18 protein-coding genes are annotated in these 18757 nt (G+C 61.8%); 4 read left to right on the forward strand and 14 right to left on the reverse strand.

All coding sequences use genetic code 11. From position 1 onward, the window contains the following. From AX725_RS16590 to AX725_RS16600, 3 genes are all read right to left on the reverse strand, one after another. Window positions 1-1892, reverse strand: a 1892-nt coding sequence (locus tag AX725_RS16590) for an ATP-dependent nuclease (protein ID WP_196490617.1), incomplete at its 3' end; no start/stop codon positions are given. A 409-nt stretch (window positions 1893-2301) separates the two neighbouring features. Continuing rightward, window positions 2302-2985, reverse strand: a complete 684-nt coding sequence (locus AX725_RS16595) for an RES family NAD+ phosphorylase (protein ID WP_060976984.1) — start codon at window positions 2983-2985, stop codon at window positions 2302-2304. Between the two features lie 3 nt (window positions 2986-2988). Continuing rightward, complete coding sequence (locus AX725_RS16600) at window positions 2989-3372, reverse strand: antitoxin Xre-like helix-turn-helix domain-containing protein (protein ID WP_060976983.1); 384 nt, start codon at window positions 3370-3372, stop codon at window positions 2989-2991. Window positions 3373-3788: 416 nt separating this feature from the next. Here AX725_RS16600 and AX725_RS16605 point away from each other — a divergent pair, with 416 nt between their 5' ends. Beyond that, complete coding sequence (locus AX725_RS16605) at window positions 3789-4109, forward strand: DUF736 domain-containing protein (protein WP_017183376.1); 321 nt, start codon at window positions 3789-3791, stop codon at window positions 4107-4109. A 227-nt stretch (window positions 4110-4336) separates the two neighbouring features. Here AX725_RS16605 and AX725_RS16610 read toward each other — a convergent pair whose 3' ends face one another. From AX725_RS16610 to AX725_RS16620, 3 genes are read right to left on the reverse strand one after another with little or no spacing between them, the layout of a single operon-like run. Beyond that, a complete protein-coding gene (locus tag AX725_RS16610; protein ID WP_060976982.1) occupies window positions 4337-5296 on the reverse strand; it encodes a plasmid partitioning protein RepB C-terminal domain-containing protein in 960 nt (319 codons plus the stop codon). After that, the gene (locus tag AX725_RS16615) at window positions 5289-6188 is read right to left on the reverse strand and encodes a plasmid partitioning protein RepB C-terminal domain-containing protein (protein ID WP_017183374.1); all 900 of its coding nucleotides are present in this window, start codon (window positions 6186-6188) and stop codon (window positions 5289-5291) included. The genes AX725_RS16610 and AX725_RS16615 overlap by 8 nt, the downstream gene beginning before the upstream one ends. Then, window positions 6188-7681 carry a recombinase family protein gene (locus tag AX725_RS16620; protein ID WP_066114232.1) on the reverse strand — a complete coding sequence of 498 codons (1494 nt, stop codon included), beginning with the start codon at window positions 7679-7681 and terminating at the stop codon, window positions 6188-6190. The genes AX725_RS16615 and AX725_RS16620 overlap by 1 nt, the downstream gene beginning before the upstream one ends. A gap of 198 nt (window positions 7682-7879) precedes the next feature. On the opposite strand from AX725_RS16620, the gene AX725_RS16625 reads away from it, so the two are divergent. After that, window positions 7880-8500, forward strand: a complete 621-nt coding sequence (locus AX725_RS16625; protein WP_066114235.1) for a hypothetical protein — start codon at window positions 7880-7882, stop codon at window positions 8498-8500. Between the two features lie 90 nt (window positions 8501-8590). Further along, complete coding sequence (locus tag AX725_RS16630; protein WP_066114239.1) at window positions 8591-8998, forward strand: DUF2513 domain-containing protein; 408 nt, start codon at window positions 8591-8593, stop codon at window positions 8996-8998. Between the two features lie 242 nt (window positions 8999-9240). Here AX725_RS16630 and AX725_RS16635 read toward each other — a convergent pair whose 3' ends face one another. The 5 genes from AX725_RS16635 to AX725_RS16655 form a co-directional block, all read right to left on the reverse strand. After that, the gene (locus tag AX725_RS16635; protein WP_066114215.1) at window positions 9241-10188 is read right to left on the reverse strand and encodes an Abi family protein; all 948 of its coding nucleotides are present in this window, start codon (window positions 10186-10188) and stop codon (window positions 9241-9243) included. Between the two features lie 168 nt (window positions 10189-10356). Then, window positions 10357-11622, reverse strand: coding sequence for a tyrosine-type recombinase/integrase (locus AX725_RS16640; protein ID WP_060978119.1), 1266 nt, complete (start codon window positions 11620-11622; stop codon window positions 10357-10359). Between the two features lie 362 nt (window positions 11623-11984). Continuing rightward, window positions 11985-12440 carry a ferritin-like domain-containing protein gene (locus AX725_RS16645; RefSeq protein WP_060978120.1) on the reverse strand — a complete coding sequence of 152 codons (456 nt, stop codon included), beginning with the start codon at window positions 12438-12440 and terminating at the stop codon, window positions 11985-11987. A 139-nt stretch (window positions 12441-12579) separates the two neighbouring features. Then, entirely contained in the window at window positions 12580-13038 is a 459-nt protein-coding gene (locus tag AX725_RS16650) for a DUF6766 family protein (protein WP_208597905.1), read from the reverse strand. 10 nt (window positions 13039-13048) lie between these two features. Further along, complete coding sequence (locus AX725_RS16655) at window positions 13049-13231, reverse strand: DUF3008 family protein (RefSeq protein ID WP_060978121.1); 183 nt, start codon at window positions 13229-13231, stop codon at window positions 13049-13051. Window positions 13232-13728: 497 nt separating this feature from the next. On the opposite strand from AX725_RS16655, the gene AX725_RS20655 reads away from it, so the two are divergent. Then, entirely contained in the window at window positions 13729-14004 is a 276-nt protein-coding gene (locus AX725_RS20655) for a DUF3892 domain-containing protein (protein WP_081097002.1), read from the forward strand. Window positions 14005-14108: 104 nt separating this feature from the next. Here AX725_RS20655 and AX725_RS16660 read toward each other — a convergent pair whose 3' ends face one another. The 3 genes from AX725_RS16660 to AX725_RS16670 are packed head-to-tail and all read right to left on the reverse strand — an operon-like array spanning window position 14109 to window position 18749. Then, window positions 14109-15020 (reverse strand): alpha/beta hydrolase, encoded by a 912-nt coding sequence (locus AX725_RS16660; RefSeq protein WP_208597906.1) that lies wholly within the window; start codon window positions 15018-15020, stop codon window positions 14109-14111. Next, complete coding sequence (locus AX725_RS16665) at window positions 15017-17086, reverse strand: glycoside hydrolase family 97 protein (protein WP_060978122.1); 2070 nt, start codon at window positions 17084-17086, stop codon at window positions 15017-15019. The genes AX725_RS16660 and AX725_RS16665 overlap by 4 nt, the downstream gene beginning before the upstream one ends. A 22-nt stretch (window positions 17087-17108) precedes the next feature. Continuing rightward, window positions 17109-18749, reverse strand: coding sequence for an alpha-glucosidase (locus AX725_RS16670; protein WP_060978123.1), 1641 nt, complete (start codon window positions 18747-18749; stop codon window positions 17109-17111). Window positions 18750-18757: the final 8 nt, after the last annotated feature.

The following is an 18757-nucleotide window of genomic DNA, read 5'->3' on the forward strand; positions in this document are numbered from 1 at the left end:
CAAGGGGGTCCCTTTTGCGCGCCGATAGGGGGTCCCGATTGAACGCCGATTGACAGGTCTCCGGCGTCTTTGTCGCCAAGATCCGGATCAGGCGGCTTCATCGCCGCATCAATGGCCAACAGCACGGTCTTTATGGTCTTGGGCAGCTCGTCCGCGGTCTGACACTGCCGAATGAACAATGCGGTGTAGCCATAAGCGTCGCCCTTGCGGGCTTTGAGCACCGCGGTCGCAAGCGTGGTCGCGGCCGCGTCGTCGAGCGCCGGGTCATATGGGCCGCAATGCCCGGGATAGTCATCGCGCGCCATCGCGGCATCGAGGAAACGACGGTGCACGGCGGGCACAGTCTCCGACACGAGCAGGGTCTCGATCCCCTTTGTCGGCGATTGCCAGCGTGCGACATAGTCCGCCAGCTTAGCCTCCGCTGCCGCGTCAGGCACCTTGTTGGGTGTGTCGACGAACGCGAAAGCAGGCTTGTTCAGCGCTTTGAACACCGGGCCATATTTAGGGACCGAAGTCTCGCTATCGGCGTTGAATAAGCTGATACCGGCGAAGTCGAGATGCATGTAGGCGTCGGCGCCCATAGACTTTTCAAGCACGCCCGACGCCTCGGGAAACAATGCCGCCTCAGATGCGCCCTCGACGACGAGAACCCCGCGACCGAGGATCGCCTCGGCGAACTGGCGGCGTTCCGTCTTAAAGCTTTTGGTCTTGAAGTCGCCGAGATCGATCGGAGCCCCTTCGAGATTGCCTTCGGCGCCTCGGGACAGAATGACGATGTCCTGCGGCTCGAACTGCTCGATGATGTAGGGCGAATGCGATGTCACGATCGCTTGGCCCATTTCAGAGAGGACGAATTTCCCAACCCTCCGCTGGGTATGCGGCGGCAACGCGATCTCCGGCTCCTCCATCGCGAAGATGACCGATTGCTTCTCTTTCAGCTCGGCGATGACCGTAAGAAGCGCGAAGACGAGCAGATTGATCGAGCCTGTGCCGAGCCGCGGAAACGGCACGCCATGCCCGATTGGCTCGGCGGCGATGAACAGCCGAACAACCTCTCGCAGATTCTCCCGCGTGAGATCGGAGGCGAAGAACGCGGTCGCGTCGTCTCCCGCGGCTAAGGTGACGAATCGCGCCATTCGATCCCGAATATCGGCGCGAATCTTCTTGAGCTGCGGCACCTCGCCGATCGGCGGCGTCAACCCGTGCAGCCGATCAAGCGTATCCTGCCACATATCGGCAAGGCCGGTTCCGCCGAGGCGGAGGACCGTGTCGAGCAGCGATCCGCGTTGAAGACTGAGCGCGCGCGATCCGGTGCGAAGCGTGCGGAGGAAAACAAAGCCGCAGAGCCTCTTATGATCGCGGCCGAACAATCGCCGCCCGGCGCCCAGCGCCAGTTCCGCCGCCTCGTCGTCCTCGAGCGGCTCGACGGGATGGTCGAAGAACGTGTTGCCGATGAAATCGTCCTCGGCCTTGTCGTAGCGGCCGATGAAGACGACCGGCAGCGCCCAGCCCTTTTGCGAGCCGTCCCCATCCTGCGGGCCCGTTTCGCCCTGATCGGCAAAATCGCCTGTAGTGGTGTCCCAACGGCGCAAATGCCGATGGAACTTCAGCTCGGCCTCAGGCGCCAAGTCGGTGAGGACTGCCTCGATGCGAATCTCGATCGGGTTCTTCTCCGCATCGAGATACCGGCCACAATGGAAGTCGTGCTCGTCGACGACAGGTCGCCGGTATAGCCGCTCGGGCCCGAGCACGAGATCTAAGGCTTCGCATACTGTCGATTTGCCGATGTTGTTGCCACCGACAAGAAGCGTGTGCCCCGTAAGATGGATCGTGCCGTGGGCGACTCCTCGAAAGTTCGAGATCGTCAGTCGCCTAACTTTCATTTCCGCCATTCCCTGTTCGTTGCCGCATGGTGATTTAGCAGAACTCGACGTCTCCCGAGCAAGAAAAAGAACGGCACTGACGAGGCCCGATCGTCTAAACTGTTCGCCTAAGAAGGCACGACCAATTTGCGTCAGGGCGCTCTCCCTGCTTCGAGACCTGGGCGTGCGGCAGATTTTAAAGAGCCGATTTGGACCTTCGAAGGTCAGCTATGTTAGCGGCAGCCGTCGACGGGTTAAACTGGTTGGAATGGCTGGTATTATCCTAATCTGACGCAGCAGGTTGTGCGTCGGAACGTCTTAAGCTGGGTCGACATCCGTCGATGGTTTTGCGCTCGAATGACCGCTTCCAGTTATCGCAATTCGTGAGCTGCCGGCCCGGACCGAGCGCGAGAGCGGTCGCTTCGGGTCCATCGAAATATCAACCGTCCAACATACGCTTTTCATAAACGGTGCTGACGGTGCTGCCGTCCCAGACATAGGTGAGATGGCGTTCCTGACGGCAATTGGACAGGAGCCGGGGTCGAAATACAGCTGCACATTCGCCGCCTGCATCACGGACACTCGCATAGACGATACCGTTTGCGCCTTCGTCCCGAAGGCGGCGTGCCGTCTCCTGAGACACAGCATAACTATCGGGATGGTAGAGCGCGGGCAGAGCCTCACGGGCGCCGCGAATATCATGCAACGGCGCGTCAAGGTCGACGGCATAGACGCGCATGTCGAGTTCCTGCGCGGGTTCATCTGTCGCCGCGAGGAATTTGGCCCTGTGATGCCGCGTTTCCGCAATCGCGGTGGCGAGTGTGAGCCCGGCATAGAACACGCCGTAGCTCCCATCGGTGAACCTGTCGCCTTCAAGGTTCAGATGGGTAAAGGCCGCCATGATCGGGGACGTGCCCGGCCCGGATATGCGGTCTTCAGGCGGCACCAGTGCGAGGTCGCCCGCTTCCTCGCGAAGCCGGTCGTTGGTCATCGCTTCGATCTGGAAAACAGCCTCTAGATCGGCAGGATCGGCCACCGCTTCAAACAGCGCGATCGGGGGAAAACGGCTCGGGATGATCCGGTAGCACGGCTGCCACCGCACCTGAGTTACAGGAATGTTCACGGATCAGCCGCGCTGTCCATCGACATACTGCCGCACGACATAGAGGTCTGCGACATTGCCCGACATCATGCGATCGAGCGCCGAAGCGCCGCCAAATACCCGCGCCTTGTTGGGCTTGCGGACCCATTCGTCGGCAGTTTTGGGCAAAAGGATGTGAAGCCCTTTGTAGATCCCCATGACATAGGAAATCCGCTCGAGCGCATCCTTCGGGAGAGCGGCAATCGCGCCCCGCTTCCAGGATTGATAGGTCGAACGACTGTCCAGCCCGAGCAGACGCATCTGTTCCTGCTCCTTGAGGCCCCAGGCTTCAGCAATGCGGAAAAAGGTCCTGAGTGCCGGACCGGTCAGATCCTTGCGGTCGGTCGCCTTGGCTTCGCTGACGTTCATGGCTCGTCCTCTCACGGTGGTGATATGATTATAAATCTCCCGAAAGTCAATGATGCGTCAGAATCTGAACATGCCGTCGCTCTTGGAAGGTTTCGTCTGGCGTGCATCTCGGTCGATCCCATGGCTGACCGCGATGAGCAGGCTCGCGCCTTGGAGTGAAGGGAATGAGCCTGGTCCATGGGGCCACTGAAGCGCGTGCCGAAGTCGCTGGCCTCCGCTGGGAGCTTGCTGCCGACTCTGCTCCTGATCGTGCGTGAACCACCCCTTCCTTGGCGCCTGTCTGCGGGTCTCGTCAGCCTCATGCCGTCAACCCCGTGCGGGGTTCGCCCTCGCGCGCTGCGCTCGGTGACGCCAGCAGCCGGACCCTCTGGTGGGCGCCATCGGGGATGGTCCCCGACAATCGAAGGAGAATTTTCATGGCTACCATCGCTAACCTGACCGTGAAGGCCGACGACAGCTTCGAGGGCACGCTGGCGACGCTGACGGTCTCCGCGCCGATCGCGATCATCCCCAACAACCGCAAGGCGAAGGAATCCGAGCCCGATTATCGCATCGTCAGCCGCAAGAACGGCTTCGAGCTGGGCGCAGGCTGGAAGCGCTTCTCGCAGAACACCGGCGCCGAATATGTTTCGGTTTCGCTCTCCGCACCCGAGTTCGGCACGATCTACGGCAATATCGCCAACGCGCCGGGCGATGATCCCTCCAAGAAGGTCATCATCTGGAATCCGCCGGCCTGAACCGCCGCACCGGCTCCGCCCTCGGGCGGGGCCGGTGTTCTCCATCCCATGACGGGCGCGCATGCCCTGGCGCGCCCGTCACTCTCATAAATCGGTCGGTCCCTATGACGGCCGACCTGGTGGGCTTCCTGCGGGTTCGCCGCCATTCCCACCTCCATGCTCGATCCGCCCCTCAGTGCGGCGTCTCCCATGGTCCCCGCGCTTATCGGGTCCGGGTCCCCATCACATTACTCAGCGCTGGGCGCGGGTAAGCCGCCGAGACTGTCGATTTCCGCAATGCGCTGGAACTCGGTCAGATATTCTGGACGGTGCAGCGAGAGCCAACGCACTATGCGCGCATTGGCAAGGAGTTTGCCGAGATAGCCTCGCGCAAAGGTCAGGTGGAGGTTGTCGATCCCATAGCTTTCCTCGACCGATTTGACCTGCGTCTGCAAAGCGGCAAGTTCTCGCTCCATGCGAGTGATCTGCTGGCTGGTTGGTCCCGCCGCGTCGGCCTTGCCCGCCTTCTTGCTGACGGGAACAAGCTGCTCATCCGGTGTCGCCGCTAGTAGCGCACGAGCAAACATCACGGAGAAGTTGTTCTGACCGATCATCAGATCAGCAGCCTCAATCTGGCGGAACGCGGTCATGCGCCGCAGGAGATCGAATACCTTCATTGAGCAATTGGTGTCCTTCAGCGCATCAGCGGCCTCAGCGCAGATGCCGTCGAGGAGACGGAAGCGTGCGCGTATCGACTGCACTTCGAGACCGAGCGCATCAGCGATGACCGCTTCTGTGACACCGCGTTCAATCGCGCGCACAATCATCCGGTGCTCCTGCACGGGTGGCAGGCGATTGACGCGTTTGTTGTAGGTGTAGGTTTCATCGTCATTTGCGACGAGGCACTCGACTGTCGGAATCGCGAGCTGGCGCATAGCTTCAATCCGTAGATGGCCGTCGAGCAGGAAATACTTCCCCGGATGCTTTGGATCGGGAGCAACAGCAGGAGCCTCGACGATCCCAATCGCCTTGATCGAACTGACGATCTGAGTGAATTTCTTGCTCTCCCGCACGCCTTGCTGAAGTATCTTGAGCGGGACGAGCTGCTCGAGTGCGACAGTGACGGTTTCGCGTTCAAAACCAAGGCGAACGCGGTGCTCCGAACCTGGCTCCAAACCTGATGTCTCTGTTTCGGTCCAGTCAGTCATCGGTTTCGCCCGCAATTCTCATGGCCAGGGCGCGCGGCATCGTCTCCAGCCCCTCGGCACGGAGCAAGGTCAGAAACCCTTCGTCGCCAAGCAGATCCTTGATGGCCTCGACGATGAACAGCAGCCGGGTTTGCGTGAAATCGGACTTCTTAACGAGCAGACGCTGCTTCTCGGCCTCTCGCTGATAAACCTGCATGAGGTCGCTCGCGGTCAGTTTCCGATTGGCGGATCGTCTGCCCAGCTTGCCTGACGGCATCGACTTGTTCTGCCCGCGCATTCGCAGCTCGAGCAGCCTTCTCACAGAAGCCAGCTTTTTGCCGCGCAGCTTGCCCGTCTCATAAGCGTCGAGCAGCAGGTTCTGCGCTTCCTCGGACTCTGCCCGCGAGATTTCCATCGCCAGGCTGATCGGGATGAGGCCAGTTTCCACTGCGGCAACGAGCCGCTCCTCGCCGCGCTCCAGAAGTGAAACGATCATGCTGACCCACGAACTGCTGACCCCGATTTTCTGGCCGATTTCCGTCTCATTGTAGCCGCGCTCACGCAGCGCACCGATCTCGCGCATCACATCTATCGGGCGCGGGGTGCGGCGAGCGATGTTCTCGACCAGACTCATCACTAGGCAATCGCTCTCGCTCGCCTCGATGACGACCGCGGGGATTTCGGTCTGCCCTAGCATCAGGAATGCTTCGAGCCGGCCTTCCCCGCAGACGAGATCATAGCGAGGGCCACCCGGACCATGATGTCGACTGACCGTGATCGGTCGCTTCAATCCGATCGACTCAATGTTGTTCACGATCTCGCGGTGCTGACGCTTGTTTCGCGAGCGCGGGTTGAGAACCGTGATCTTGGCAACCGGGATCATCTCGATTTGCTGTGGGCGCACGACAGGCATTACGCAGCCTCCGGAATGGCGACGGGCGCCGAAATGTCGTAAAAGAAATCGAGCGTATCGAAGCGATAGGCATCGAGGTGCAGATCGTTGTCCTCGGCGAGACGCAGCCGTTCGCTGGTGACGTCGATCCTCGGGAACAGGTAGTAATCGAATGGCGCACGGTTGTGCATGTCCATCCGCACGACCACGGTGATGTCGGCAAGCTGGCTCGTGTCGAAACGTATCTTCCAGCGCAGCAAGCCGGTCGGCGTTGGCGTGCAGCGCACCAGAACGATTGCAAGGCTGAACTCGCCGTTCACCCGGATGCTGTCACTGGCAAGATCCTGAAACGCATCGCTCCCCTGCGCGTGGAGGCCAGCCAAGATTTCACGAACGATATCCGGATGGAGGCGGCGCAGGGCCTTGTTGATCGCGATATAGCGATAGTCCCGTTCAGGCGAGAAGCCGACCAGACTGTATGCGCGCAGCAGGCTGCCAAACCGGGAGCTATAGGCGCTGCTTGACGGCAATCCCTCGCATTCGTCGATAATAATGCCCGACAGCAGACCCTTGCTGGCGTAGAGGCCTCGCAGCGCTTGGAGCATTTCCTCGTCCGTCAGGCGGAACGAGCGTGCCGTGATGATCGAATGAGCTGCCTCGAACAGGTCGCGTTCAACGATTCCCTCGAATGCTCCCTCCGACCGGATCCACATGTCGGGAGCGTTGCGGACCCGCTTCTTCTTCAGTTTGAACGACCGCCGATTCCAGACATTGTCGCCGACGTATTTCTCGTTGATCAGCAGCTGATGGACGGTGCCGCGTGTCCAAGGGCGTTCGAGGTCGGATAGAACACCTCGAGCATTAAGGTCCTCGGCGATCTCGCGTTCGGAGCGTCCTTCATGAACGAAGCTCCGATAGACCTCGCGAACCACGTCAATCTCTTCGGGCGGGCCCGGTGTCAGGATGACCCGATCGGTCTGGAGGCTCTTTTGTTCGCCGCGGCAGAGGACCGCTTTGACGTTGCCGTGCTCATCGATCAGTGTCCGACGCAGGCCGAAGCCAGCGGGACCGCCTTGTCGATAACCCTTTTCGATGAGCCGCCCCTGGCCGGCGAAGACCTTTACCGAAAGCTCCCGGCTGTATTCGCCAGCCATGGCGCGCTTGAAGCCCTTGAACATGGTGCTCATGGGCGACCCGTCATTCTCGAACTGTTCGGCGCAATAGGCGATCTGAATTCCGGAGCGGCGGCAGATGTACTCGTAGTAGGCGCTCTCATCGGCGTCCTGGAAACGGCCCCAGCGGCTGACATCATAAACGAGGATCATCTGGAAATCGGCGACGCCGGATTCGACGTCGGCAATCAGGCGCTGCAGAGAAGCGCGACCGTCGATCGATAGACCGCTTTTGCCGTCGTCAGCATAGGTCCTGACAATCTCTATGCCGCGAGACGCGGCGTAGTGTCGGATCGCATCGGCCTGATTCTCGGTCGAGTATTTCTGGTGGTCCGTGGACATCCGAACATATTCCGCCGCGCGCACGGTTGGCCTCTGTTCTGCATCGCCCGGTGCCTCGTCTTTATCCCATCCCGGCAATGCTCGCCCCTTTCGAAACCCGAACTGCAGTGGCCAGGGCGGCCAACCGCTGCAGCGCGAACTACGGACCGCTCCGGCATTCCCGCACTCTCAACAGTATATGTGGGAAAGGACCGGAAGATGTTGCCGAAAAAGGGCAGGAAGTTGCCAGCTTGGGAGGGTGCGCTCGCCAGTCGCCAAGCCTTTGCCGAGACCATCGCCAATTTGCTGCGCAAGGAACATGGGGACACGCATCGTGCCGTGAAGCAATTGATGCGCCTGACCCATGCCAGTGAGCGGTCCGCAAAACATTGGATGGCCGGGCAACATGGCCCCGACACGCTATTCTTTCTGCGCTTGGTTGCGACGTCTCCCGTTATTCGAGCGTTCGTTCTCGGCATCATCGAAAGCCAGCAATCCAGACTCGCCGAGTCATCCGAATGGTTGCGCGGGGGAACATCGTGGGCATATGAACACGGCAATGAGCGGCCGTTGGGCAAGCATCGACCGAATTCTGACCCTATAAATGACCTTGGAAATGTCCCTGGAAATGACCCAATAAGTTTGGGCCTCAATGAGCGCCAACGCTGGGTGCTCGACCGAGTCGGCAAGGGTCATCCGGTCAAAGCCCGCGAGATCGCGGCACACTGGCAGGTGAGCATCAAGTCCGCGCGACGCGATCTTGCGGGTCTGTGCGGCTGCGGTCTTTTGCGCTTTGTCGGTGCCCGCAAGAATGGCCGCTATCAGCTCGCTCACAGCTGACCGCGCACAGTGCGGGCGATTATGGCGATCAGTCATTGCCGGTCGAACAGTTCGCTGTCCTTCCGCTGTGTTTGCAGTATGGTCCGGGCCATGAAGCGCAACATGGACCTCATCCGGGATCTGCTCTTGCAGATCGAAGACGGACGACGCTCGTTTGATCTTTTGACCCCGGAGATCGCTGAGGTTTTGGGCGAGAGCAGCGAAGGCAAGCTGCCGCGCGAGCAGGCAGAACTATTGGAGTATCACCTGGACCTGCTCGACAATGCTGGTCTCATTACCATAAAAGCGAAGCTATCAGGCGCGGCTTGGCAGATTGGCCAGATTACATGGGCCGGGCATGACTTCCTCGACACCATCCGTGATCCCTCCATCTGGCGTGAGACAAAGGCCGGCGCAAAGAAGGCTGGCGGCTTCAGTCTCGATCTCCTGAAGGCGCTCGCCAAGGGCTTGGTGAAGAAGAAGATCGAGCAGCACACAGGGGTTGAGCTCGATTTGTAGGGTCTGATATATAGTCGTCGCAAGAGCGCATTGGGTGAAGCTTGGCCTCAGGCTGGCGCCGTGCCGCAGGCCTTGATCTCAGCGCGCCACGGCGAGAATCGCTCCGATTCAGCTAGTGCCTGGGGCAGTGCCGTGAATGTCTCTCATTGACAAAAGCGTTCGTATGGATATATATGGTCACAATATGACCGGCACCTCTGCACAGCGATGTGTACGTGCCGGTTTTCTTTTGTGGGGATGGTCTAGGCCCAAAGCGGCCATCCCTCCCAGCCTGCAACCAACCCGAAATCGGCGGCCGTCACGGCCTTGTTTGCAGGTTCGGGGAACTCCGCCATCAAAGCCTTGAACCGCTCACCCCAGCTGGAATTCGGACTGATCCGCGCCAGCAGAAACCGCATGATGCAAAAGTACATGAAGGGGCGCGCATTGGCGAGCGACTGCCAGTTCTGGTCGAACTGTGGCACCGGCGACAGCTCCAACACGTTCACATTCCACATGCGACTATGGTGCGCTGCGACGTTGCGAAGATAGCTCAGACTTCGCAACCATTTCTCCAGTTCGCGTCCCGTCCCCAGACCGTAGCTGGCCGCAATGACATCCTGGTCCTTTACGTTCATGCCGGCAAAGAGCCGCGAAAGGGCGCCGAAATCCCAGATCTCGATCGCCACCCAGATCGGCAAGCGCCCGTGCTTGTTCATGTTGTGGGCAACGAAATGCTGCTTCCGGCTACGGTGAATCAGCTTGTCCTGGTGATCGAGCCAGAGCTGGTGTTCAGTCTTTCCCGCGTTGTAGCCCTTCGGAATTGCCCTGCGAGCAAAATTGCCGTGCAGTAGGGCGGGGTCGTACTGCGCGAAGCAGTCGAGCCTGCCCAGCAGGTGGGCTACGTCGACCCGGATGGCTCGTTCGATCCGTTCCAGCGCATCGAGCGCCAGAAGCCGCAGCTTGCGATCGAAGGCGTAGAGCGCAACAGCGTCCTCGAATGTTGAGCCAGGAAGGAAATGGTCTTCCCGGAACACCAGGCCGACGGGCTGTGCTTTTGGCGAGCGAAACGGATACCAATAGCCACTAAGGCAATAATAGCCGATCTTCTCGAGGTAACTGATCGCTCGGGTATCATCCCCCACCGTCAAGCCGCGATCCTTCAGAATCTGCAGCTGATCAGCGAAGCTTTTCCAGTCTGTCCCCGACACGCAATGCCCCCGATATGTCAACCATGAGTGTTGAGTGCCACACCCGAAGCAGATTTTATAGTAACCGGCGACATCGACACGGCGCCGGTCTTTGTATGGACTGGGCGCCGGGAGTCTCGATGCAGCTAGCCGGTGGCAGTCCCAACAAGGATCGGGACAAGGCGCTGGTTATGGATAGGACATCATTGCAAGACGTTTTGTCCCCAAGTCGAGTAGACGCGCAATTTCATCCGATGTCCTTTGAACAGCCAGCTTCAGCGCTTCGTCGATATGGATATAGTCTTGCGTCACGTTTTGCGAAGCGTGACCGAGCATAGCGCGGATTGTCAGTTCCGAAAAACCCAGTTCGCCTGCGATGCTTCCGAACGTATGCCGAAGGGTATGGGGCGTGACGCCCGAAATCCCGGCGAGCTTGCAAACACGGTCAAGACAGGAACTCACAGCAGTATATGGCCCGGCCCCGGTTTCTGATGCGAAGACATAAGGATTGCCGAGCATTTCTGGCTGGCTCAGGACGATCTTCAGGGCCGCAGGGCCAATGGCACGGACTTGCGCACCGCCTTTGGTGTCCGGGAAACTGATGAAGCCTCCCGCAGCGTTAACCCAGGACCTCTGCATGGCTTGGGCTTCTTCCCGGCGATAACCGGTTAGCAGAAGCGTCTTCAGAACGGCCAGCGCCACAGGATTTTCGTGGTTTCGCTCGGCAAACGCGATTGCCTTACCCAGCGTCTCAATCTCGGCGACGCTCAGCCGTCGGGTCCGCTTTGCGCTGGCCAGCTTTTTCGCACCTTGGGTTGGATGGGCCGCCAGCAACCCCTTGTGCTTGGCATGCCCTATGATCGCTTGAAGCGTGCCCAGGCATCGCGAGGCTACACCAGCTCCCCCGGTCGCCTGTCCGCCACGACCACCGGTCCGAGCTTTAGCGGTTTTCCCGTTCTTAACATCGGACTGCATTTGCTCGACATCGGCGACGCTCAGCTGCGCCACCACGCGCTTTCCGAGGAGTGGGATTATGTGCGTCTTGATACGGCTCTCGTCCATATCAAGGGACGATGCCTTTATCGGTCGGTTCAGTCGTCCCAAGATGTTCCCGGCCCGCGCTTCGGCCAGATACCATTCGCACATCTCCGCGACCGTCATGCCTTTGCGCGCACGACGTGTTTCATCAGCCGGATCTTCTCCCTTGATCACGGAGGCCAGGAACAGCTTGGCCTGATCGCGCGCCTGATCGACGGTAAGGACGCCGTATCGGCCAATATTGATGCGGCGCTGAATTCCCTCTGGGTTGCGATACTGGAGGATGAAGGTCTTTGTGCCCGACGGAAGGACACGTACGCCATAGCCGCGTACCTCGGTATCCCAGAGAACCGCTTGCCCCTTGGAGGGCGGAAGCAGGCTATCGACGCAGCGCTTGTTTAGCTTGACCGGAGTCATCCCCACTCCTCATTTGGTGACAAAATTCTCTGCCGAACCTTTTGTCACCAAATTGTCAGCAGATGCAAGTCCATTTCAGGCATCCTGATCGCATTAAGGAAAACTGGAATGCTAGATATATCGAGCTTCTATCGTGGTATAGCGATGTGGAGCGTACTGGAGAAAAGCCCGTCGGTCTTCTTGCCAAGGTTGGGGTCGAGGGTTCGAATCCCTTCGCCCGCTCCAGTTTTTTCGATATTTCGCAGCGACATCGCATCAGGCTTCGGCCTGATCGCTGCTGCGCGTGCGCGCAAAAAAAAAGAGGGGCGCGTGCGGCCCCTCTTTCCCCAGGCGCGAGGTCGGTCGCGCGGTGCGAAGCAGCGTCAGTAGCTGCCGGTGGTCGATCCCAGGCCCTGCATCGCGCTGCTGCCCGATGCGATCTGGCTGTGCGCCTGCTCGATCACGCGAAGCGTCTCGGGCGAGGCATTGCGGTCATTGAGCGCGGTCTCGAACTTTTCCATGAGATAGGTCTCGCCGCGCTGGACCTCCTCCAGCACCGCCTTGTCGTCACGCGCCACGATCATCGATTTCAGGTTCACGAACATGCGGTGCGCGCCGCCGAGCACGGTGCCGTCATCCTCGGGCGTGCCGCCCAATGTGCGCACCTGGTCGCGCAGCATCGCGACGACCTGGGTGCGCTCGGTCGCGCGCTCGGCGAAGTTCGACTTGAGCTGCGGGTCCTCGGCATCCTTGGCCGATTCGCGATAGCCCTCGACGCTGTCGAGCGTCGTCGCGATCAGCGAGTTGAGGAGCGAGATGTCATTGTCATAGCTGGCCATGATAAGCCTCCATTGGGGGAAATGCGCCTGCACCGGGGTCGGGCGAGGCGGTGCGCGCATTTCTGCTGCAGCGAGCGATGGGCGAAACCACATAGTTTAGCCCTGCGCCGAACTGCCCGCTGGCATCGGCAGGGCCTGTTCAGCCATGCGGCTCGGCATGGCCCGCATCGCGCAGATAGCGCGCGTCGATGCTGCGGATGATCGTTTCGGCCTGCTCACCCCCCTGCAGCCGCAGCAGCGCATCGATCTTGGCCTCCAGCCGGTCGTCATTCTCCTTGGAGCTGGGCGAGCTGACATAGAGGAAATAGGCGAGGCCCACGACCTGCCAGATCAGCTGGAGGAATTCGGACTGCCAGTTCTCGAACGTGTCGCGCGCCATCTCGTCGAGATAGCCGGGCAGGTCGGGCACCTGGCCGTGCTGCAACGCCTCGTTCGAAAACGCGCGCCAGCCGAAATACCAGTGCAGCGCCAGCGACACCGCAAAGAACAGCAGCGTCAGCCAGCCATAGGCATATTTGCGCCAGATGCTCCAGCGCGGCATGTCCCGCGTCACGGCGGACGCGGCATCGTGATGCTCACGGGTGATGTCGGCCTGCATGCCCGGCCGCTCAGGACTTGCGCTCGGGCAGTGTCTTGCGCCTGGTCGAGGCCATGTCCTCCAGCTCCTTTTCGGACATGGACTCTTCCATCTGCCTCGACGCGCCCTTGAGGCTCTTCTTGGGCGCATCCCCGCGCTTGGCCGCAAGCGCCGCCCCCGCCGCCTTCTGCTGTGCCTTGGATTTTGCGGGCATGGTTCGTTGCTCCTCAGTGGAGGAGGGAGGATGCGTCGGGATGGGGCGGGGGGCTTTAACTTATGAGGTGGGGTAGTGCCTGATGCTATAAGCCGTAGATGTGAGGCTAGAGCAGACTGGGGCAGAAGCGGCTGCGCTCAGTTTCACCGCAGTTCTCATGGATTTGCCGAGTCGCTGTGTAAAGGGTGACTCTGCCAGCCGAAAACCGCGAGATATGGTGCTCAACTTGAATACCGCTATTCGCACTTTTTCCATGGTTTACGCACAGATAATATTGCGAGTTATCCACCGCTATGCGCTTTTCGCTTGCGGGGTTACAATATTCTGATGCAGCCTGAGCGCGCGTCGAAAGGCGTGCATCGACGTGATGAGCACCCGATGCAAAGGTGACCGGCCCTCTCCTACAAGGTCCGGTCACCGCAACAGCCGTTGGTACGACGTGTCTTGCAGATAAACTATGCGTCGCACCAACGGCATTGGCAACAAAGGATTTGCCGATGACCGTTTATTACGTAACTCATATTCGTGTAGATGGACCTGACAACGATTGCCGCATCGATCGTCTGAAGGGCTATGACACAAATGGCCGGGAATGGGCGGACTCCCTCGATGGCATTATCAAGCTGGTCAAGGCCGAGTGGGACTTTCGCACAAACCACAATGGAGTGTCTGAACGCATTGGTGTTTGGGTGTCTTCCGCTGGACGGGAATACCTGAAGACTTATGCCAATGGCCGCTGGACTGACAATCTAGAGGCGTTGCCTCGGTTTTAACGCTTAGTAGAACCCGCATGGCGCATCGCGCCATGCGGGCCCCTTCGAATTCCAAGTGGCACAGGGCCGTAGCCTGATACCCTAATAAACCGCCATCCTACCCCTCACTCCCGCCGCAACACCCACCCCATGATCTCCGGCAAACGCGCGGCCCAGGCGTTTTCCTCGTGTTCGGCGCCTTCGTACACCCGGCTTTCCCAGTCCTTGCCCTTCTGCCAGCCCGAGGCGGCGATGCGGGCGTCGACGGCCTGCTGATAGGGCGCGTAGAAGGCGTCGAGCGTCGCGGTGCCGTGGTCGAGCCAGAGGCGGCGGCCATCGGGTGGGCCGAGCTTCTCGGCGAACCAGCGGTCCCATAGCCGGATCAGCTCGGGATCGCCGCCCTCCACCGCGCGCGGATCGATGGCGGGCCAGTGCGAGCTGATGCACGCGGCGCGGCCGAAAATGTCGGGGCGGTCGAGGAAGGCGTAGCAGCTCATCAGTCCGCCCATGCTCGATCCCATGATCGCGGTATCGTCGCGCCCGGTGCGGGTGCGGAAGCTTGCATCCACCCAGGTCTTGAGCGGCCCTGCGATCCAGGCGAGATAGGCTTGCGAAAGGATCGGACCACCGGCGGCCGCGTCCATCCGTGCGCGCAATCCGGGCGAGGCGGCGTCGTGAATGTCGCGCGGCAGATACTGGCGGAAGCGGTCCGCGCCGGGGGCCCAGATGCCGATGATGATATGCGGCTCGACCGCGCCGCTGGCCACTGCCTGCAGCATCGCCTTGTCCGCCGCCCAGATCTTGTCGAAATTGGACAAGCGCCGGTCGAACAGATTGTGCCCGTCGTGCATGTACAGCACCGGATAGCGCCGGGCCCCAGCGCCATAGCCCGGCGGCAGCCAGATGGTCAGCCGCTGGTCGGGCAGGCCGGCGGCGGCGACCCGCTCGTATTGCAGCAGCCGTCCCGCATCCTCGGCCCGGAGCGCAGGCGCGAGCGCCAGGGCCAGCAGCGCCAGCGCGAACCGGATCAGGCTCACCGGTCCAGCCGCTCGAGCCGGATGGCAAAGCCGCCGCCCGGTGCCATGCGGATATTCAGCGTGTCCCCGGCGGCGACGGCCTTCTGCTCGATCACGATCTGGTGCCGCGCCTCGGTGCGGTAATCGGCGTTGTCGCCATCGCGCCATACATAAGCGCGCCAGCGCGAGCCCCTGGGCAGGAAGGACAGGTCGATCGCGGCCTCGCGCGCGGTCTCGTCGGTGACGCCGCCGATATACCAGTCGGGCCCGTTGCGGTCCTTGCGCGCGATCACCGCGAGCTGGCCGACCTCGCCGAGCAATGTGCGGCTCTGCTCCCAGTCGGTCGGCACCTTCTCGATGAACGCCAGCTCGCGCGGGTGCGCTTCCAGATTCTCGATCAGGTCGGCGACCATCTGGATCGGCGAGTAGAGCACCACGTACAGCGCCAGCTCGCGCGCCAGCGTCGATTCGAGATCGCGCCCGCCGCGTCCCTTGAGCGAGAGGATGCCCGGCGTATAGTCCATCGGCCCTGCGAGCATGCGCGTGAACACCAGGGTGGGGGCGTGCTTGGGTCCGTTGCCGGGCGTGCCCCAGGCCTGATATTCACCCCCGCGCGCGCCCTCGCGGCTCACCCAGTTGGGATATGTGCGGCGGAGCCCCGTGTCCTTGATCGGCTCATGCGGGTTGACCGCGATGCGGCGCGCGGCGGCCTCCTGCACCACGCGCAGATGATGCTGCGCCATGCGCTGGCCGTCATGCCATTCCATCCGCTGCTCGCCGGGTTTGTCGCCCGGCGCGATGATGCCGCCCGCATCGGCGACATAGCCGGTCTTGACCGCATCGACGCCGTGCCGGGCATAAAGATCGAGCGCCGCGCCGAGCTGGCTTTCGTATTTCGCGATATTGCCGCCGGTCTCGTGATGGCCGATCAGCCGCACGGCATGCTGGCGCGCATAGGCGGCCAGGTCGGGCAGGTCGAAATCGGGGGTGCTCTCAATGAAATCGAAATCGCGGCCATTGCCGAACCAGTTGCCGTCCCAGCCCTTGTTCCAGCCTTCGACCAGCACGCCGCGAAAGCCATGGCGAGCGGCGAAATCGATATGGCGGCGGACATTGTCGTTGGTCGCGCCGTGCTTCGGCCCGCTCGCCCAGCTTTTCGTCTCGAGGTGCATTTCCCACCACACGCCGACATATTTGTGCGGGGTGAACCAGCTCGTATCGCCGAGCCGGTTGGGCTCGTTGAGGTTGAGCTCGAGATCATTGTCGTACAGCCCGCCCGCGCTGTCGGCGATGCGGATCGTGCGCCAGGGGGTGGTGAAGGCACCTGAACGCTCGACCCTCGCGCCGCGGCTCGAGGGCGAGAGCGTGGCGCGGAAACGCTGGCCGTCGACGCGCTTGAGCCACATTCCGGCATAATCGACCAGGGCGGCTTCGTGGAACGCCAGATGCGTGCCGCCCACCAGCTTCACCGTCATCGGCGTGTGCGCGGCGGAGACCTGATCGATGGCTGTTGCGTGATACAAATATTCGTAGCGGTTCCAGTCGCCCGCCGGGATCCACCAGGCCTGGCCGGGCGCGGCGATGACGAATTCGGTCAGCTCGTCGGCGATGCGCCAGGGCTTGCCATCGGCGCGCGCGGCGAACTCGTAGCGAAAGCCGATGCCATTGTCGAAGGCGCGGAAACGGATCGCGATCGGGCGGTCGGCGGGCGCGTCGTTCAGCGCATCGCTGGCGCCGGACGAGACGAGCCGGACCAGCAGCTCGTTATGCCGGTCGGTCACCGTTCTGCGCTCGCCCCAGGGCTGGTCCCAGCGTGTATCTGCGCTGGCGGTCTCGCTGGCGACGAAGCGGCTGTTGCGGCCGAAGCCGTCCTGATCGGTGAACTGGAACCCCAGGCGTGAGGGCGCGATCAGCGGCTTGCCGTCGCGGCTGACGGTGTAGTTCGCCCAGCCCTCGCCATCGATCGTCACGTCGATGCGCACCCGGCCATCGGGCGAGGCGATACTGGCCACCGGGGCGGATTGCGCAAGCGCGGGCGCGGCGAGCGCCGCGAGCCAGGTGAGAAGGGCTAACAGCAGCGATCGCATCGGGAATCTCCTGGGGAAGGGATCAGTCGGGGGTGTAGAGCAGCGCGCCATGGCCGGGCAGGCTGCCTGGCGTGGCGTCATTTACCGCCATCACCACCGCGCCCTTCTCAGGCAACGCGGCGGGCCAGGCGGCGGGCTCGGCGGACAGGTTGAACGCGGCGATGATGCGCTCACTTCCCTCGATCCGCTCGAAGGCCAGCACCTGCGCGTCGCAATGCAGGATCGCGATGCTGCCCACCGCCAGCGCCGGGTGCGTCTTGCGCAGAGCGAGCGCGGCGCGGGTGAGGTTGAGCAGCGAGGCCGGATCGGCGCTCTGCGCATCGACCGCGAGCGGGCCATGCTCGTCGCCGAAGGGCAGCCAGGGATCACCGCTGCCGAAACCCATGTCGTTGGCGTTCCTGCGCCACGGCATCGGCGTGCGCGCGCCGTCGCGGCTCAGCGTCAGCGGCCAGTTGGCGATCGCCTCGGGGTCCTGCAGCCGATCGAACGGGATTTCGACCTGCGGCAGGCCCAGCTCCTCGCCCTGGTAGAGGAAGATATTGCCGCGCAGTGCGACGAGCAGCAGGATCTTGAGCCGCGCGAAGGCTTCGCGATGCTCGGGCGCGGCCCAGCGCGAGAGCGCGCGCGGCGCGTCGTGGTTCTCGAACGCCCAGCTCGGCCAGCCGGTGCCGGGCGCATCGGGCCAGCCGGTGAGCGCCTGCGCGACGATCTGCGGCGTCAGGCGCTCGGCATAGAGGAAATCGAAACCATAGGCGCTGTCGAAGCGGGTGCCGCCAGCAGTGAACAGCTTCATCTCGCGCTCGGCATCGTCTCCGCCCACTTCGGCGACGGTGAACTTGTCGCCATAGGTGTCGATCAGCGCGCGCATCCGCTCGACAAAGCCGGGAATGTCGGCATGCGACTGGTTGTAGACCTTCAGCTGGAAATCGAACGGGCGGGTGCGCGGCTTGCCGGTATCGGGCGCGGGCGGATTGTCGCGCAATTGCGGATCGTGCATCGCGAAATTGACCGCATCCATGCGGAAGCCGTCGACGCCGCGATCGAGCCAGAAACGCAGCACATCGAGCAGCGCCGCCTGCACCGCCGGGTTGTGCACGTTGAGCTGCGGCTGCTCCTTCAAAAAATTGTGCATGTAATACTGTCCGCGCCGCGCATCCCAGGTCCAGGCCGGGCCGCCGAACACCGACTGCCAGTTGCTCGGCGGGCTGCCGTCCGCCTTGGCATCGGCCCAGACATACCAGTCGGCCTTGTCGGCGTGCGCGCTCGCTCGGCTGTCGACGAACCAGGGATGCTGGTCCGAGCTGTGCGAGAAGACCTGGTCGATCAGCACCTTGAGGCCGAGAGCGTGCGCGCGCGCGACCAGGGCGTCGAAATCCTTGAGCGTGCCGAAGATCGGATCGACCCCGCAATAATCGGCCACGTCATAGCCGAAATCCTTCATCGGCGATGGGAAGAAGGGCGAGAGCCAGATCGCATCGACGCCAAGCTCGGCAATATGGTCGAGCTTGGCGGTAATGCCTGCCAGGTCGCCGATGCCATCGCCATTCGCATCGGCAAAGCTGCGCGGATAGATCTGATAGATCACCGCGCCCTTCCACCAGGGGCGGCTGGCACCGGTATCACTGTCCATGGCGGGCCGGGCGTCGCAGATCGGCTTGGTCATTTTTCGGC

Origin of the sequence: Blastomonas sp. CCH9-A1 (assembly GCF_001557175.1) — a bacterium.
GTDB classification, from domain to species: Bacteria; Pseudomonadota; Alphaproteobacteria; order Sphingomonadales; family Sphingomonadaceae; genus Blastomonas; species Blastomonas delafieldii_A.

Coding starts and splice junctions, on each gene's coding strand:
- AX725_RS16665 (WP_060978122.1), bottom strand. CDS start 17,086: ATGCGATCGCTGCTGTTAGCCCTTCTCACCTGGCTCGCGGCGCTCGCC.
- AX725_RS16655 (WP_060978121.1), bottom strand. CDS start 13,231: ATGCCCGCAAAATCCAAGGCACAGCAGAAGGCGGCGGGGGCGGCGCTT.
- AX725_RS16630 (WP_066114239.1), top strand. CDS start 8,591: ATGAAGCGCAACATGGACCTCATCCGGGATCTGCTCTTGCAGATCGAA.
- AX725_RS16600 (WP_060976983.1), bottom strand. CDS start 3,372: ATGAACGTCAGCGAAGCCAAGGCGACCGACCGCAAGGATCTGACCGGT.
- AX725_RS16645 (WP_060978120.1), bottom strand. CDS start 12,440: ATGGCCAGCTATGACAATGACATCTCGCTCCTCAACTCGCTGATCGCG.
- AX725_RS16670 (WP_060978123.1), bottom strand. CDS start 18,749: ATGACCAAGCCGATCTGCGACGCCCGGCCCGCCATGGACAGTGATACC.
- AX725_RS16610 (WP_060976982.1), bottom strand. CDS start 5,296: ATGACTGACTGGACCGAAACAGAGACATCAGGTTTGGAGCCAGGTTCG.
- AX725_RS16605 (WP_017183376.1), top strand. CDS start 3,789: ATGGCTACCATCGCTAACCTGACCGTGAAGGCCGACGACAGCTTCGAG.
- AX725_RS20655 (WP_081097002.1), top strand. CDS start 13,729: ATGACCGTTTATTACGTAACTCATATTCGTGTAGATGGACCTGACAAC.
- AX725_RS16620 (WP_066114232.1), bottom strand. CDS start 7,681: ATGTCCACGGACCACCAGAAATACTCGACCGAGAATCAGGCCGATGCG.
- AX725_RS16615 (WP_017183374.1), bottom strand. CDS start 6,188: ATGCCTGTCGTGCGCCCACAGCAAATCGAGATGATCCCGGTTGCCAAG.
- AX725_RS16640 (WP_060978119.1), bottom strand. CDS start 11,622: ATGACTCCGGTCAAGCTAAACAAGCGCTGCGTCGATAGCCTGCTTCCG.
- AX725_RS16650 (WP_208597905.1), bottom strand. CDS start 13,038: ATGCAGGCCGACATCACCCGTGAGCATCACGATGCCGCGTCCGCCGTG.
- AX725_RS16625 (WP_066114235.1), top strand. CDS start 7,880: ATGTTGCCGAAAAAGGGCAGGAAGTTGCCAGCTTGGGAGGGTGCGCTC.